At 73.3% G+C, this 15,836-nt stretch carries 17 protein-coding genes; 3 read left to right on the top strand and 14 right to left on the bottom strand.

The window, feature by feature from the left end; genetic code table 11:
- The 9 genes from DEJ13_RS08045 to DEJ13_RS08005 form a co-directional block, all read right to left on the bottom strand.
- Positions 1–855: a Nif3-like dinuclear metal center hexameric protein gene (locus DEJ13_RS08045; RefSeq protein ID WP_111107374.1), complete on the bottom strand. Its 855-nt coding sequence runs from the start codon at positions 853–855 to the stop codon at positions 1–3.
- Positions 856–899: 44 nt separating this feature from the next.
- The gene (locus DEJ13_RS08040; RefSeq protein ID WP_111107375.1) at positions 900–2,075 is read right to left on the bottom strand and encodes a hypothetical protein; all 1,176 of its coding nucleotides are present in this window, start codon (positions 2,073–2,075) and stop codon (positions 900–902) included.
- A gap of 104 nt (positions 2,076–2,179) precedes the next feature.
- On the bottom strand, positions 2,180–2,725 hold the full coding sequence (locus DEJ13_RS08035) for an RBBP9/YdeN family alpha/beta hydrolase (RefSeq protein ID WP_111107376.1): 546 nt from the start codon (positions 2,723–2,725) through the stop codon (positions 2,180–2,182).
- A gap of 38 nt (positions 2,726–2,763) precedes the next feature.
- Positions 2,764–3,723 carry a helix-turn-helix transcriptional regulator gene (locus tag DEJ13_RS08030; protein ID WP_111107377.1) on the bottom strand — a complete coding sequence of 320 codons (960 nt, stop codon included), beginning with the start codon at positions 3,721–3,723 and terminating at the stop codon, positions 2,764–2,766.
- Between the two features lie 139 nt (positions 3,724–3,862).
- Positions 3,863–4,279 carry an ATP-binding protein gene (locus tag DEJ13_RS08025; protein ID WP_111107378.1) on the bottom strand — a complete coding sequence of 139 codons (417 nt, stop codon included), beginning with the start codon at positions 4,277–4,279 and terminating at the stop codon, positions 3,863–3,865.
- Entirely contained in the window at positions 4,276–4,614 is a 339-nt protein-coding gene (locus DEJ13_RS08020) for an STAS domain-containing protein (RefSeq protein WP_111107379.1), read from the bottom strand. Before DEJ13_RS08020 ends, DEJ13_RS08025 begins: the two co-directional genes overlap by 4 nt.
- A gap of 120 nt (positions 4,615–4,734) precedes the next feature.
- Positions 4,735–5,940, bottom strand: a complete 1,206-nt coding sequence (locus tag DEJ13_RS08015) for a multidrug effflux MFS transporter (protein WP_258374132.1) — start codon at positions 5,938–5,940, stop codon at positions 4,735–4,737.
- Positions 5,941–6,310: 370 nt separating this feature from the next.
- Complete coding sequence (locus DEJ13_RS08010) at positions 6,311–8,968, bottom strand: phosphoenolpyruvate carboxylase (protein WP_111107381.1); 2,658 nt, start codon at positions 8,966–8,968, stop codon at positions 6,311–6,313.
- A gap of 113 nt (positions 8,969–9,081) precedes the next feature.
- Entirely contained in the window at positions 9,082–9,741 is a 660-nt protein-coding gene (locus DEJ13_RS08005; protein WP_111107382.1) for a biliverdin-producing heme oxygenase, read from the bottom strand.
- 68 nt (positions 9,742–9,809) lie between these two features.
- Between DEJ13_RS08005 and DEJ13_RS08000 the strand changes: the two genes are divergently transcribed.
- Together DEJ13_RS08000 and DEJ13_RS07995 are read left to right on the top strand one after the other, a co-directional pair.
- The gene (locus DEJ13_RS08000) at positions 9,810–10,649 is read left to right on the top strand and encodes a siderophore-interacting protein (protein WP_056125143.1); all 840 of its coding nucleotides are present in this window, start codon (positions 9,810–9,812) and stop codon (positions 10,647–10,649) included.
- A gap of 80 nt (positions 10,650–10,729) precedes the next feature.
- On the top strand, positions 10,730–11,290 hold the full coding sequence (locus DEJ13_RS07995; RefSeq protein ID WP_056125149.1) for a GIY-YIG nuclease family protein: 561 nt from the start codon (positions 10,730–10,732) through the stop codon (positions 11,288–11,290).
- A gap of 187 nt (positions 11,291–11,477) precedes the next feature.
- Here DEJ13_RS07995 and DEJ13_RS07990 read toward each other — a convergent pair whose 3' ends face one another.
- The 3 genes from DEJ13_RS07990 to DEJ13_RS07980 are packed head-to-tail and all read right to left on the bottom strand — an operon-like array spanning position 11,478 to position 13,706.
- Entirely contained in the window at positions 11,478–12,458 is a 981-nt protein-coding gene (locus DEJ13_RS07990) for a putative endonuclease domain-containing protein (RefSeq protein WP_111107383.1), read from the bottom strand.
- Between the two features lie 49 nt (positions 12,459–12,507).
- Positions 12,508–13,176, bottom strand: coding sequence for an RES family NAD+ phosphorylase (locus tag DEJ13_RS07985; RefSeq protein WP_181437078.1), 669 nt, complete (start codon positions 13,174–13,176; stop codon positions 12,508–12,510).
- A complete protein-coding gene (locus DEJ13_RS07980) occupies positions 13,173–13,706 on the bottom strand; it encodes a hypothetical protein (RefSeq protein WP_056125160.1) in 534 nt (177 codons plus the stop codon). Before DEJ13_RS07980 ends, DEJ13_RS07985 begins: the two co-directional genes overlap by 4 nt.
- Before the next feature lie 114 nt (positions 13,707–13,820).
- Here DEJ13_RS07980 and DEJ13_RS07975 point away from each other — a divergent pair, with 114 nt between their 5' ends.
- The gene (locus DEJ13_RS07975) at positions 13,821–14,111 is read left to right on the top strand and encodes a metal-sensitive transcriptional regulator (protein WP_056125164.1); all 291 of its coding nucleotides are present in this window, start codon (positions 13,821–13,823) and stop codon (positions 14,109–14,111) included.
- Positions 14,112–14,115: 4 nt separating this feature from the next.
- On the opposite strand, the gene DEJ13_RS07970 is transcribed toward DEJ13_RS07975, so the two are convergent.
- Together DEJ13_RS07970 and DEJ13_RS07965 are read right to left on the bottom strand one after the other, a co-directional pair.
- Entirely contained in the window at positions 14,116–14,364 is a 249-nt protein-coding gene (locus tag DEJ13_RS07970) for a DUF4287 domain-containing protein (RefSeq protein ID WP_056125167.1), read from the bottom strand.
- Positions 14,365–14,393: 29 nt separating this feature from the next.
- Positions 14,394–15,707 (bottom strand): reverse transcriptase family protein, encoded by a 1,314-nt coding sequence (locus tag DEJ13_RS07965; protein WP_111107385.1) that lies wholly within the window; start codon positions 15,705–15,707, stop codon positions 14,394–14,396.
- Positions 15,708–15,836 lie beyond the last annotated feature (129 nt).

Raw genomic sequence — 15,836 nt, 5'->3', positions numbered from 1 at the left:
TCAGGCTCCTTCGTGCTGGTGCTCGGTGGTGGGTGCTGGCGCGCTCGGCAGGACGGCGAAGTCCCACGGGTCGGTGCGCAGGTCGCTGACGGTGACGCGGAGGCCGGTCGCCTGGCGGAGCTGTTCGGCGGCGACGTCGAGCCAGAGCCACTCGGTGGCCCAGTGCGAGGTGTCGATCAGTGCCGGTCCGTCGGACAGCATGGCCTGTTCGCGGAACTCGGAGGCCGGGTGGTGCCGCAGGTCACTCGTGACGTAGACGTCGGCGTCCTGCACCAGCGGGTTGCCGAGGTACGCGTCGCCCGCGCCGGCGCACAGGGCGATCGTGCGCACCGGGTGGTCGTAGTCGCCCGAGACGCGGACCCCCGATGCCGTTGCGGGCAGGACGTCGACGATGCGGCGGGCCAGGGCACCGAGCGACATCGGCTCGGCGAGCACGCCCACGCGGCCGATGCCGGTGTCGGCGGTCGCGCCCGGCTCGAGCGGACGCTGGTCGGTCAGGCCGATGCGGTCCGCGAGCACGGCCGAGGTCCCCGTGGCCACCACGTCGGCGTTCGTGTGCGCGGCGACGAGCGCGCAGCCGCCGCGGATCAGCGTGGCGAGCACCGCGCCCTTGTAGGTCGACTCGGCGACGGTCGTGACACCGCGCAGCAGCAGCGGGTGGTGGGTCAGCAGCAGGTCGGCACCCAGGGCGACGGCTTCGCGCGCGGTGTCCGGGACGGCGTCGACGGCGAGGTGCACGTGGTCGACATCGGCGTCGAGGTCACCCGAGACGAGCCCCACCGCGTCCCACGACTCGGCACCCCGGACCGGCCAGAGGGACTCGATCACGGCCTGGAGATCGCGGAGCGTCGGCATCCCGACAGTCTACCGAGGAGCCGACGGCAACCAGTGCGCGGTGGTCACCGACGGCCGAGCAGGCGCAGGACCGCGGCGACCGCGCGTGCCCACCAGCCGGGGCGGTCGGCGTCCTGGTCGGCAGCGGCGCGCTCCACGGCGACGTCGTCGGCCGCCGCGGAGTCCGCAGCGACCTCGCCGGCCGCGGCCCGTTCGCCGTCCGCGGTGAGGTCGACGGGGAACACGACGGGGGTCCCGGCCGTCTCGGCGCGGTGCGAGCGGAGGACGGCCGCGAAGGCGTCGCGGTCGATGACGGTCGGCCCGGTCGCGGGCTGGATGAGCGGAGTGGGGCGCGTGTTCGCGGACACCGGCGTGACGGTCTGGGTGCTCGGGACGAGCCGAGCGGGTTCGTCCCGGTCGGCGGAGGCGTCGTCCAGCGCCGGCGCACCCAGCACGGAGACCGGCGCGGCGACGGCCGGCAGGACGAGGACCGGCGCGTCAGAGGACGTGGGCGCCACCGGGACCGGCGTGGCGGCGAACTCCGGTGCGGGCGCGGGACGCTGCAGGGTCACGGTCCCCGTAGCGGCGGCGGCGCGGCTCGCGTCGGCGCGTCGGGAGGCGACGCGGTCACGGCGGTCGGCCTCGTCGGCAGCGTCGGCGAGCAGATCGGCGAACACCGAGCGCGCGTAGGCGCGCGCGGCATCGACCTCGGGGTCGGTCAGGTGGGCGATGCCGGCCTCCCACGCGGTCAGGCGTGCGAGGTCCTCGTCGCGGCGGCGGACCTCGTCCTCGAGCACCACGATGCGCTCGAGCGTGGGCCGGCCGCTCTGTGCGGAGACCTCGACGGCGAGCTCCTCGATGCGCAGGGCGATGCGCTCCGGGGGTTCGGGGAAGGACGGACCGCAGGTGGACGCGTGCCGACCGCGGTCGCGGGGGCGGCGGAAGGCCACGTCGGAGGTCGCGTCCGACGGCACGTCCTGCGCGCTGTCGACCGGGTGGTCCAGCTCGACGTCGGACGGCGCGTCGTGCGCGGTGTCGCTCGGGACGACCAGCTCGTCCTGGGCCGTGTCGGTCAGCTCGGTGTGGGTCGTGTCCGGTCGCTGCACCGGGCCGGTGACCGGCGGGACCACGAGGTCCGACAGGTACGGCGCACGGGTGGCGGGAGCGTCGCGGAGCCACTCCTCGAGCTCACGACCGAACGGGTCGACGAGCGGCGTTCGTGCTCCGGACTGGGTCTTCATGCTCGAAGTATGGACACCGCGGGACGTGAGGCTGGGACATCCGCGGTGTGTCGCGCATCCGGCGGCATGTCACGCCGAAGATGAACGGCGTGTCGGACCCGGGATCAGAGCCCTGCGGTGAAGTCCTCGAGGAGCCCTCGGCCCACCGGCCAGTCGCCCACACCGCTGGCGACGTTCACGTGACCGTGCTCCCCGATCCGACGGACGTCGGCACCGAGCGCCTCACCCATCGCCGTCGCCCGCTCGGTCGAGCAGTACGGGTCGTCGTCGCTCACGACGAGCAGCGTGGGCGTCGTGACGGAGCGCTCGGGCAGCGTGAAGCCGGCCGCTGCCGCGGGGAAGCCGGGCGCCGCGGGGTCGGGTGGGGCGACGAGGAACGCCCCGGCGACCCGACAGTCGTCGTGGTCCACGAGCCACCGCCACGCCGCGATCACGCCCAGGCTGTGCGCGACGAGCACGGGTGGTCCGTCGGTGGCCGCGACCGCGCGGTCGATCGCACGCGCCCAGTCGACCGGGTCAGGATCGGACCACGACGTCGGCGCGATGCGGATCGCGGTCCCGTGACGCTCGGCCTGCCACCGTGACTGCCAGTGCTCGGGGTCGGAGTTCCAGATGCCGGGCACGATCACCCAGGGTCGAGGTCGGCTCACCCCTCCAGCGTAGAGGGCGCGCGGGCTCGGCGGGGGCCTCAGCCCTGCAGCGTGTCCCGCGGGTACTCGCCGAACCGGGTGGCGTAGGCCGCCGAGAACCGCCCCAGGTGGGCGAAGCCCCACTTCACCGCGACCGACGCGACGGTGAGCTCACGCGGGGTCCCGTGTCGCAGTTCCTCGCGGATCCGGTCGAGTCGGATGCCGCGCAGCATCGAGTTGGGCGCGATGCCGACCTGTCGCTGGAACGCCTGCTGCAGCCCGCGCACGCTGAGCCCGACGTGCTCGGCGACGTCCGTGGTCGTGACCGGCGTGTGCGCGAAGGCGTGCATGTACTCGACGGCCTCGCGGACGCGGCCCGTCGCTCCCTGGGGCAGCGCCACGTCCGGCGCCAGCAGGCGATGGGGGAAGGTACGCAGCAGGGCCATGGCGGTCGTCCGTGACGTCTCCGCGAGGACGAGCGGCGCCACCGCGGCCTTCGCCAGCACGACGGAGGCAGCCTCCTGCACCTGCCGGTTCCACGACCGCAGCGCATCGGGTGCCGGGGTGGCGGCGTGGTCGAAGACGAGCGGACCCGGTTGGACGCCGTGCATCTCCGCCGCCATGCCCTCGAGGTAGGTGCGCTCGAACTGCACCAGGCTCTGCCGGACGTCCGCCAGCTCGAACTCGAAGGGCCGTCCCGTGGGGAACATCATCGGGTTGCCCGGTCCGAAGGACACCTCGTCGCGCCCGATGTCGACGCGACCGCCCCCGTCGGCGAGCCACATCACTGCGTACTCGTCACGCAGCTCGACCTCGCCCCGGACGCTGGCGTCGAACCGGCTCGACCGGAACGACATCGTCTCGTCACCGACCACGCGGAACCGGTACTGGAACATCCGGTCGGTCGTGTGGGTGCTGAACCCGGATCCCTCGTAGGCCGCCTCGTACATGCGCTGCGCGTCGTCGAGGTCGTCGCCGGACGTCTCGAAGATCATCCGCGGGTCGTGGTCGATGGTCACCGGCGCATCGTGACACGCGCCCCCGGGGGGTCCGCAATCCCCCGTTGGGTCTCGCGGGTTCCGGCCGCCGGTGTGCGCTTACCGGACCGTCCGCCTGCCCGGGGTCCCCGGAGTGTTGACGACTGCTCGTTCTGGTGCGTCAGACCCGACCGCGCCGGACGGTCCAGTGGTTCCGGTCGCCGGCACGCTCGTACCGGAGTTCGTCGACGACCATGCCGACCAGCGCCAGCCCCCGGCCGCTCTCGGCCGACGCGTCCGGCAGTGCGGCACCGGCGGGATCGACGGACGCGGGCAGACCATCGTCGGTGAGTTCCGCCTCGAGTTCGCGGCCGCTCACCGCGAGCGACAGTGAGCAGGCGACCCGCTCGCCGCCACCGGCGTGCTCGACGACGTTCGAGGCGAGCTCGACGACGGCGAGCTCGAAGGCCATGCGGTCCTCGATGCCGACCGAGGGTTCGGCACCCCAGACCGCGGCGAGGAAGTCGTGCACGCACGTGACGTCGTCGGGCGGCGACGCGAACTCCAGACGGTGGTCAGCCACGGCGGTGCCGGTCATGCCCAGGTCGACACCGCGGCGTCCCCGTCCGGGTACGTCCGCAGGATCTTGTCGATGTTGGAGAGCTTGAGGACCATGCTGACCTGGTCCGACGGCGCGGCGATGCGGAGGTCCCCGCCGGCCTGCCGCGCGGTCTTCAGGCAGCCGACCAACGCACCGAGGCCGGACGAGTCCATGAACTCGACGCCCGACAGCTCGACGACCACTCGGTTGCGGCCGTCCCCGACGACCTTGGCGACGGCTTCGCGGAACGCCGGCGCCGACACCATGTTCAGGCGGCCCTTGCACTCCAGCACGGCAGCGTCCGTCTGCGCCTCGTGTACGACGATGTCCATACGGGGTGTTCTCCTTGCATCGGTAGGGGCTGCGCACCCGACACTATCGGTCGCCGTCCGACAGGCGTTCGACAGTCCCCCGCGCGTCGCGTCGTGGCCAGCGGGTGCGGCGGCACGCGGTCACCGGGCTCGTCGCGTCGCGATCGTCTGGACCACGACCGCCGCTGCCATCAGCGTCACCATCACCGCGCCCATCGCCAGCGCCGTGCCACCGAGCAGTCCGGCGAGGGGCGTGCCGAGGCCGCCGAGCCCGAACGACAGACCGCCCTGCAGTGCGGCCGCCGTGCCCGGGTGCGCCGCGCCGATGTGCTGGGTCCGCGTCATGGCTGCGGGGAGCACGAAGCCCCACGCCGCCGTGACCACGGCGAGCGAGCACCACACCGGGACCGGGCCGAGGTCGAGCAGCGCCGACGTCAGCACTCCGGCGGCACCCAGCGTCCCGACGAGCAGCCCGGCGGTCAGGAGCGCGTCCTCGGAGAACCGCCCGACCACGCGTCGGAACACCAGTGTCGTGACGATCATCATCGTGGCGTTCGTGGCGAACACGATCGTGTAGAGCCCCTCGGAGAACCCGAACTGCGTCTGGAACACGAACGAGCTCGTGGCGATGTAGGCGAAGAACCCGATCGTCGACAGGACGGACGTCAGCAGGTAGGCCCGGAACCGCGGGATCTGCACGAGCTGCCGCATCCGCTGCCAGTTCGCCGCAAGTCCGATGCCACCGCGGGACTCCGGCCGGAGCGTCTCGTGGAAGAACGGCAGCACGAGCACGAAGAACACCGCTCCGAGCACCGCCAGGACGACGAACATCACGCGCCAGGACGCGACCGTCAGGACCGCTCCCCCGACCAGCGGCGCGACGACCGGCCCGATCGCGTTGATCGCCGCGAGGGTGCCGAACACCTTCGCCATGCGCGGTCCCTCCGTCACGTCGGAGACCATCGCCCGGCCGGCCACCGCCGCCGCCGCGCCGGCGAGTCCCTCGACCACACGACCGATGACCAACGTCACGACGTCCGGCGCGACGGCACAGCCGAGCGATGCGACCGCGAACAGCGCGGTGCCGCCCAGGAGCATCGGCCGGCGTCCGATCCCGTCGCTGACGGGTCCGGCCAGCAGCTGTCCGACCGCGAACGCCACCAGGAACGCCGTCAACGACAGCTGGACGGCGCTCGGTGTGGTGCCGAGGTCCCGCGCGATGGTCGGCAGTGCGGGGATGTACATGTCGGTCGCGAACGGCGACACGCCCACGATCAGTGCCAGGGGGACGATCGGCGGCAGGGTCGTCTGGGTGCGGGGTCTGGTCCGGCTGCGCTCCGTCGTCACCTGCGCCACGCTACGCCGCGCCGAATCGATTCGACAGGGGTCGCGGACGCGTGCCGCGGGTCTGGCACCGGGAGTCGCACGACTCGCCGCCTGCGGTGCGTCGAGGTCGCGCGAGCGGCCGGTCCGACGACGCGAGGTTCCGCAACACCGGCATCACCTGGGAGGGGGGACGTCGGGAGACGACGGACGGGAGGCCCGGTGTCAGCTGGCACCGGGCCTCCCGTCCGGACACGGCCAGGTCGCACGACGTGCCGCGCACGTTCGCCGAGGTGGCGCGGACACCCCGTCCCCGCGCTCGAGATGCCGCTGTTCCGGAACCTCGAGGCGGCGCCGACGGACGCACCGCGCCGCGTGACCGCGACGCGGCGGGTCAGCCGGTGTTCTGCAGGCCGGCGGCGATCCCGTTCACCGTGAGCAGGAGCAGCCGGTGGTCGGCGTCCGTCGGGTCGGTGCTGCCCGACGTGCGGATGGCACGGAGCGCCCGGAGCTGCAGGTGCGACAGGGCGTCGACGTACGGGCTGCGCAGGCGCACCGCACGGGCGAGCACCGGACGGTCCTCGAGCACGTCCGAGCCGCCCGAGATGCGGAGGACCCAGTCGCGGGTGCGGACCATCTCGTCGAGGACGGCACTCGCCAGGTCGTCGCGGTCGGCGAGGTCGAGGTAGCGACGGGCGATGTGCTCGTCCGTCTTCGCCAGGGACATCGCGACGTTCTTGATCATCGCCCCGAACAGCGGCCACTCGGCGTACGCGGTGCGGAGCAGCTCGACGTCGCCGACGGCCTCGAGTGCGGACCCCAGGCCGTACCACCCGGCGAGGTTGATGCGCGCCTGGGTCCAGGAGAACACCCACGGGATGGCGCGGAGGTCCTCGAGCGACTCGACGCTCAGACCGCGGCGCGCGGGGCGGGACCCGAGCGGCAGCAGCCCGATCTCCTCCATCGGCGTGACCCGCGCGAACCAGGGCGCGAACCCGTCGGCCTTGACCAGTCCGTAGAAGGCCTCGCGGGAGACGTCGTCGAGCTGTTGCGCCAGGTCGGCGAAGCGCTCGGCAGCAGCCTGGGTCCGCGACTCGTTCGACGGGGACGACGCGAACAGGGTCGCCGACGCCATCTGCTCGAGGTGCCGCGCCGCGATGTCCTGGTCGCCGTACTGGGCGAAGATGACCTCGCCCTGCTCGGTGAGCTTCAGCCGACCGTCGATGGACCCGGGTGGCTGCGCGAGCACGGCCTCGTTCGCGGGGCCACCCCCGCGTCCGAGCGAACCGCCGCGGCCGTGGAAGAGGGTCAGCTCGACGTCGTGCTCGACGGCCCAGCGGGCGATGCGCGCCTGGGCGTCGTAGAGCGCGAGGTTCGCCGAGACCGGGCCGACGTCCTTCGAGGAGTCGGAGTACCCGAGCATGACCTCGAGCTTGCGGCCGGTGGCGGCGAGACGACGCTGGAACGCCGCGGTGCGGACGGCCTCGTCGAGGATGTCGACGCTCGCGTGCAGGTCGGCGAACGTCTCGAACAGCGGGATCACGTCGAGCACGGGCGCGTCCTGCTCGGACCCCAGAGCGGCGACGGCGAGCTCGTGCACGTTCGCCAGGTCGGCGGCCGACTGGGTGAAGGAGACGATGTAGCGGTTCGCGGCACGGACGCCGTACCGACGCTGCAGGCCGGCGATCGTGCGGAACACGGCGAGGACCTCTTCCGTGGTCTCGCTCAGCGTGCCACCCGCGCGGATCTCGGCCAGGGCGGTGCGGTGTACCTGGGAGTGCTGGCGGACCTCGAGCTCGGCCAGGTGGAACCCGAAGGTCTCGACCTGCCAGATGAGGTTCTGCAGTTCGCCGTGGGCCGGGCGTGCTGCGCCGGCCGCGACGAGCGACGTCTGGATGGTCCGCAGGTCGGCAAGGAACGCCTCGGGCGCGTCGTACGCCAGGGGTGCGTCACCGCGGCGGGTCGCATCGATGCGGGCCGCCGTGAACAGCAGCGCGCGACGGTGGGTCTCGTTCGGTGCGCGGATGCCGATGCGCTCGGCGATGTCCGGGTCGAGGGCTTCCTGGGCGGCCACGAGCGCGGTCAGTCCGGCGTCGGCGGGCGTCTCGCTGGCGTCGAGCGTCAGGGTGCTGCCGATGCGGGTGGCGGCACGGGCGAGCCCGAGCAGGATGTGCTCGGCGGCGATCTCGGCGGCCTGGCGCGTGATGTCCGCGGTGACGAACGGGTTGCCGTCCCGGTCGCCGCCGATCCACGTGCCGAAGCGCACGAAGGCCGGGGCCCGGACCGGGCCGCTGCCCGCGTCGTCCCCGAGCAGCCGGTCGTCGAGCAGCCGGTAGACCTGCGGGACGATCTCGAACAGCGTCTGGTCGAACACGCTCATCGCCGTTCGGACCTCGTCGAGCGGGGTCGGCCGGGTGGTGCGGAGCGGCGAGGTGCGCAGGAGGTTCGTGATCTCCTCGAGTAGCCGCCGTTCGTTCTCGGCGCGCGCGGTGGCGTTCTTCGCGCGGTCCCGCTCGTCGATGAGGTCGGTGATGCGGCGGACGGCCGTCGTGACCGCGCGACGACGGGCCTCGGTCGGGTGGGCGGTCAGCACGGGGTGGAAGCGGAGGGCGTCGAGCCGTGCGGCGGCCTCGTCCGCGCCCACCTGGTCCACGAGTTCGGCGTAGGTGGCGGGGAACGAGTCGCCCGCGACACCGCCGTCGTCGCCACGCTGACGGAGGACGCGCACGCGGTGGTGTTCCTCGGCCAGGTTCGCCAGGTGGAAGTACGTCGTGAAGGCGCGGGCGACCTCTTCTGCCCGCTCCGGCGACAACGCCGCGACGACGGCCTCGGCCCGCGCAGCACCGTCCGCGTCGTCGCCCTCGTACGCCGTGATGACCGCCGCACGGAGCGACTCGACGTCCTGCAGCAGGTCGTCGCCGCCGCTCTCGCGGAGCACCCGCCCGAGCAGGCTGCCGAGGTAGCGGACGTCCGCGCGCAGGTCGCTGTCGACCGCACCGCTGACGTGGTCACGTGCGCTGCCGAAGCGCGTCGAGCCGTCGATCGCCGTCATCTCGTCCTCCCGGTCGCCCGGGACGTCAGCGCCGGGACCCCAGCAGCGTATCGGCCGACGCGCCCGCGTGACGACGACCGTCCAGCCGGTCGGCTCACGCTCGGTGTGGACCCTCAGGCCGTGGCGGCAGCGGTGCGCCGCGCGTCGAGCTCAGCGAGCAGTCCGTCGTCGAGCGTGGACGCCAGCTCGACCTCGGCCATCACCCGCTCGCGCTCGGCGGCGTCCCACGGGGCGGCGTCGAGCTGGGCGCGGTAGGTGTCCTCGAACCCTGCCGGGTCGGCGAGCTGGTCGAAGATCCAGAACAGCACGCCGTTCGTGTCGAAGCCGAACTGCTGGCTGAGCGTCAGGCCGATCGCGCGACCCCCGGACAGGTCGCCGAGGTAGCGCGTGTAGTGGTGCGCGACGAAGCCGCCGGGCCACGTGGACGCGACCTCGTTCAGGCGTCGGACGTACGCGGTCGTGGCCGGCGTCGGGCAGACCAGCTCGGACCAGTCCGGTCCGACCAGGTACTCCAGGTCCGCACGGATCGCCGGCATCCGCGTCAGGTGGGCGGTCACGAAGGGGCTGACCGCGGGGTGGTCCGCCATCCGGTCGGTCGCGCGCTCGAGCGCGTCGTACACGAAGGCGTACTGCCCGAGCAGGTCGGCGTAGTCCGCCACCTCGCACCGGCCCTCGCGCAGTGCGTCCATGAAGTCGGTCCCGGCCGTCGACCCCGGTGTCCGCGACGCGCGCAGGCGGAGCAGCTCCGAGAACCGGGTGACGGATGCGTCCATGAGGTGAGGCTAACCTCACAAGGACGAGCGCGCACCAGGAATCGCCGACGAGAGGACGCTCCCCCAGCATGAGCCCGAAGAACCGCACCCAGCACGTGTTCGTCGTCGACCGCACCGAACGCGTCTCGCCGCACATGGTCCGCGTGCACCTGGGTGGCCCGGCGTTCGCGGAGTTCGTCGGCGCGGCCGACCCCGAGCGCCTCGCGACGACCGACAAGTACGTCAAGCTCCTCGTCGCCCGGCGCGAGCTCGGACTGCAGCCGCCCTACGACCTCGACGCGTTGCGCGAGCAGCTGCCGAAGGAGGACCGTCCGGCGCGGCGCACCTACACCGTGCGTGCGGTCGACCACGGGGCGCAGACCATCGCGATCGACTTCGTCGTGCACGGCGACGACGGACTCGCCGGTCCGTGGGCAGCCACCGCGCAGCCCGGCGACCTGCTCGCCCTGTCCGGCCCGGGCGGCGGGTACGCGCCGACAACCGACCCCGGGGTCGAGCACCTGCTGCTCGGCGACGACAGCGCCCTGCCCGCGATCTCCGCCGCGCTCGAGGCGATGCACGCCGACGCCACCGGCACCGCCCTCGTCGAGGTCGCGGGCCCCGACGACGAACAGGACGTCCCGCACCCGTCGGGAGTCGACCTGCGGTGGCTGCACCGCGACGCCACCGGCGCCGAGCCGGGCACGCTCCTGCTGGCCGCGACCCGGGAGCTGCCGCGGGCCTCCCGGCCGGTCCAGGTGTTCGCGCACGGTGAGCGCGCCGCCGTGAAGGCGATCCGTCGGCTGCTGCAGGACGAGTGGGGCGTGGAGAAGGCGCAGATGTCACTGTCGGCGTACTGGGCGCTCGGCCGCGCCGAGGACCGCTTCCAGGAGGAGAAGCGCGAACCGGTGGGGGCCGTCTTCGACTGACGCGTCCGCGACCCGACGGTCGCGTCCGCGACGGCCGGGAGGCCCGGTGCACGTCGGTCGTGACCGCTAGCGTTCCGCGCATGGTCGACTCCTGCTGCGTGCCCGGCTGCGCAGGTGCGCCCGCCGCCGGCTCGCCGGTCCCGCTGTGCGAGGCGCACGTGGTCCTGGTCCGCGACTTCGCCGACGGCACGCGCGGCGTCGAGGACGCGCTGCCCGGCCCGTGTCTCGTCTGCGGATGCCGGCTGGGCGTGCGGTTCGCATCGGGAACGGTCTGCGCCGTGTGCGAGTGGCCGTACGGCGACGTGCCGGACAGCGACCTCGCTCCTCCGCGGGTCGACGTCGTCTACTACCTGCGCCAGCGCGACGCGGTCGGCGACCGGGTGAAGATCGGCACGACGACGAACCCCCGCCAGCGACTCGCCCGGATCCCTCACCAGGACCTGCTGGCGTTCGAGCGCGGGGACCGGACGCTCGAGCGACGCCGGCACGAGCAGTTCGCCGGCGCGCGCTGGCCCGGCACCGAGTGGTTCCGTGCCACCGCGGAGCTGCTCGACCACGTGCGCGTGGTGGGCGCGGGCGTCGAGGACCCCTGGGCGCTGCACGCGCGGTGGTGCAGCGAGGCGCTGGCGTTGCGCGGCTGACACGCCGGGGGTTGGCACCGTGCGGGGTTGGAACGGTGCGGGGTTGGAACGGTGCGGGGTTGATCGCCCCGTGCAGCGCAACAAAGTCGCACGGGGCGGTCAAGGTCGCACGCACACGCAACTTCGCACCGTGCCGACACCCCAACTTCGCACCGTGCCGACACCCCGACCTCGCACCGTGCGGAGCTCAGCGCGCGTAGGCGTCGACGAAGAGCGCACCGCGGACGTCGCGCAGGGTGTCGACCAGGCGCTCGATCGTCCGACCGGACACGCCCGACACCTGCAGGTCGTGCGGACCGAGCGCCGGCAGCCGTCCGGTGCGGATCCGGATGACCTCCCACCCGACGCTGCGCAGTGCGCGGTCCTTGCGCCGGTCGGAGTCCTCGCGCGGTCCGACGTGTTCGAGCCCGTGGCGCCCCGTCGAGTCGTACTCGATCGCGACGCGCAGCTCGGGCAGGATGACGTCCGGCCAGGCCTCGACGTGGTCGTGGAAGGGCCGGTCGAGGCGGACGGCGTTGCGGTCGAACGTGAAGTCGAAGCGGTCCACCAGGGCCTGGCGGAGTTCGGCCTCGACCGCCGAGGCGGTCGCCGGTGCGCAGACACTGACGAAGGCGTCGCCCGACGGCAGGCGCGGGGTCTTGCGGCAGAAATCGCGCTCTGCCGCCGGACGCCGGACCGTGCCCCGGCGTGCACCGGGGCGAGCCGCTCGTGTGGACGCGACCGCTCCCGTCGGCACGGCGTCCGCACCGGGTGCGCGCACCCGCCCGGCCGCAGGCAGGGTCTGACGGCCCGTCACCCGGACGGCGCGCTGCGGCGCGGGGACGACCGCTGGCCAGTCCGCGGGCAGGACGGGCCAGCGCTGCGGCTTGGCCATGACCGTGCACTCCGGGCACCAGACCGAGCGCCGTCGCTCACGCCCGGGTCGGCCGCGTTGCTCGGCTGGGGTGGCGACGAAGACGTGGCCGACGTCACACTCCCACGTCAGCAGCACCTCGGCCGCAGGCGGGATCTGGGTCAGGACGATGCCGGCGTTCCACTCCGGGTGGTACTGCCGGATGAGCACGGGGAAGGACGCCCACGCGTCACGGAACTGGCCGACGGCGTACGGCATCGGCACGCCGCGCGAGAACTGCCGGCGGCGCCACCACGCATCGACTGGCTCGACCACGTCGGGAACGGTAGGAGCAGCCACCGACACGGCGCTGCCGGACGGGAGGTCAGGCGCGGGGCGGCGACACGATCGTGAAGCGCTCGGGGCCGGCGGTCGAGCCGTCGTCGAGCACGCGGATGCCGGACTCGCGGCACGCCGTGACGCCGTCGCGGTGGACGCGCTCGGGTCGGGGTCGTCGCGGTACGCCCGCCGTCCCGAACACGGCCCACGCGTTCGGGGCAGCGGCGCTCGTGAACCGCGTGCTGTACCGGACACCGGCGAACCCCGCGGCGTCGAAGGCCCGTGCCCAGGCCTGCGGCACGCGGTAGTCGACCATCGTCTGCAGCTCGGCACCGACGCCGTGCCGGACCGCTCCGGGTGCGGTGACGTCGGCGAACCGCCGACCACGCGACGCCCGCGCCGCCACGACGACCATCTCGCGAGCACGCCCGACGAAGACCGTGTTGGTGTGCAGCGTGTGGTGGGCGAGGCGTTCCCGGACCGCGACCTCGACCGAGTCCGCCCAGTAGCAGGTGCCCCGGGGGTCGGCCAGGTCGAACCGGCCACCGTCATCGCCATCGGCGTCTGCCGGGGTGCTCGCGAACCACCACGCACCGCGGTCGTGGCGCTTGGCACGGTAGAACGTCGTGCCCCGCGACTCGACGGTGGGGAACCCGGCGAGCTCCGCCTCGGGAGCCGGCCCGCGCTGTGCGACCTCGGTCCGCCGTTCCGTCACGCGTCGGCCAGCCAGGCGCGGGCAGCACGGCGGGCGGCCCGCAGGACGGGCTCGTGCCGCCCGGCACGGAGTGCCTGGGCAGCCGTCGTGCCGCCGAACTCGTCGGCGACGGTGTTCAACCACAGTGCGCTGCCCCATGGGTCGATCCGGTCGGGGTCGAGCAGGTCGAGGACCTCGCGCAACCGAGGCAGCGGGGCACCGGACGGGCCGAACTGGAACGACGGGAAGATCCGGCTGCCGTCGCCGATCTTCAGTCCGAGCAGGTCGCCTTTGGTGCTCGCCTTGCTGATGGCCTGTCGCGTGACCCCGCGCCAGTTCGCCAGCGAAGCCGCGTCGTAGAACGGGCCGATCAACTCGTCAGCCTCGTGCTTGACCGCCGGCAGCGCGGCGACCATGCGGTCCGCCAGGGCGTCGACGTCCTCGACGGCAGCGAGCGCGTCGTCGTAGCGACCCCCGCGCAGCCGGTCCTGGATCGCGGCGAGCAGTGCCGCCTCGGCCGTCCCGGTGACCGCGCGTCGTGCTGTGGGCATGAGGTCCGCCTTCCTGCAACCATGTCAACCAACCGTACGCTCGCACCGTCAACCGTGTCAACCAGACCGGAGCAATGGCATACCCTGGAGGGGTACCACTCCCCGGGAGGCCCCATGACCGAGCACGAGCACGGCTACATCTCGTCGAAGGACGCCTACCTGAAGCGTCTGCGGCGCATCGAGGGGCAGGCCCGCGGCCTCCAGCGCATGGTCGAGGACGAGCAGTACTGCATCGACATCCTGACGCAGGTGTCAGCGATGACGAAGGCCCTGCAGTCGGTCGCGCTCGGACTCGTCGAGGACCACCTCAGCCACTGCGTCGCCGACGCGATGGCCGACGGTGGTGACCCGGCCGCGAAAGTCCGCGAAGCCTCCGAGGCGATCGCCCGCCTGGTCCGCTCCTGACCACTCAGGCGAGCGCCTGCCGGACGTAGGCGACGACCGCGTTGGCGTGCCCGTGGCCCATGCCGTGCTCGGCCTTGAGCCAGGACACGACGGCCATGTGCGGTTCGGTGTCCAGCCGGTCGACGACGAGGTCGATCCACTCCTGCACGGGGCGACCGTAGGTCGTCTCGATGCTCGGGAAGTACGACGCCGGCCCCCGGACCTTCGTGCCGTCGGTGGGCAGCTGGGGGGCGGTCACACGATGCACGGTCATGGCGTCACAGTAGCCACGGCGCGATCTGCTCACCACCGGATCTGTGCGAAGAGCGTCATGAGCGCTGCGCCGCGGACCGGGTGGACCTGACCGACCCAGCCGATGCGCCCGAGCAGGTGCGCGCGGAAGTCCGCGTGGCCGTCGCGGTCCTGCGACGCCGGGCCGTGGACGACGCAGTTGTGCAGGATCGCGTGCAGCCGGTCGACCTCGCGGCGACCGGGCGACGTCCGCTCGTTGACGACCACGCCCGTGACGGACTGGCGCACGCCGGCGCGACGGACGCGGGTCTTGCGGGCGTTGAGCGTGTGGCCCTGCTCGGTGACGATCCGGTCGACCCCGCGCAGGAAGGCGTCCGGCCGAGCGGCCAGCGCGTCGCCGCCGCTGAAGGTCAGGTCGTCGGCGTAGCGCGTGTAGGTGGCGTCCACGGCCGCGGCCCAGCCGGCCAGGCGCACGTCGAGGTGTCGCAGCGCCAGGTTCGCCAGCGCCGGCGACGTCGGCGCGCCCTGCGGGAGGTGCGCCTCGGTGAGGGCTCGCCGGAGTGCGGTGCGCTGGTCCGGGTCGCCGCCGGGTGGCATCGCGGTGAGCACGTGGGGCGGGACGCGGTGGGTGCAGATCCCGGTGAGCACGTGTGCGAGGGGCTCGGCGAACCCGGCCGAGCGGAACACGCCGTAGACGGTGGCCGCGCGGACGTTCGCGAAGAACGCGGTGAGGTCGGCAGACAGCACGATCGGGCGCCCGACGTGCTCAGCGGCACTCGACACGACGCCACGGCTGGCGACGAACCCGTGCGCGGCGTCGTGCACCGGCATCGCCGCGAGGAGCTCGTCGAGGATCGTCCGCTGGGTCCGCCTGAGCATCGCCATCGGCTTCTCGAGCAGCCGCGGGGCACGGCCGGGGCGCTGCACCCACTCGTGACGGTGGTGGTGCAGCGGACTCGTCGGGCCCCGGTGCCGGTTCCAGCCCTTCGTGTCGGCGAGCCAGAGCAGTCGTCCCACGGTCAGGTCGAGTTCGCGGGCGAGCTCCGGCAGCGTGTCGACGAGCAGGCGGCTCGCCACGGCCGGCCGGGCGTGGACGGCGGTCGCGCGACGGAGGAGCACCCGCACGGGACGGAGGGGCACCCGCGAGTCGTGCAGTCGTACGAGCCGCGGTGCGCTCGCGAGCACGGCGGCCAACTGCCGGGGCGCTTCGACCGGCGCACGGGGGTACGCCTCGAGCGCGACGCCGACCGCGACGCCGACGTAGGTCCGTTCGACGCCGAGCACGTCGTACCCGGCTGCGGTCAGCTCGTCCCGGTGCCACCCCTCCGCGGCGAGGAACGCGTCGGCGAGTGCGCCTGCGACCACGGCGAGGGGCGTGGGGTTCCCGGGGGACCTGTCGGTGCCTCCGTGAGGGCGAGCGCGCGGAGCGCGCCGAGCCTCTCGGGGCGTGTGGTCCTGCTGGTCCTGCGTGCCCCGGGGTGACCCCGGAGAGGT

It is taken from the genome of Curtobacterium sp. MCLR17_007 (assembly GCF_003234655.2).
In the GTDB taxonomy this organism is placed as follows: Bacteria; Actinomycetota; Actinomycetes; order Actinomycetales; family Microbacteriaceae; genus Curtobacterium.
The sequence above is the reverse complement of the archived record's forward strand: the minus strand, read 5'-3'. Positions and strand labels throughout refer to the sequence as shown.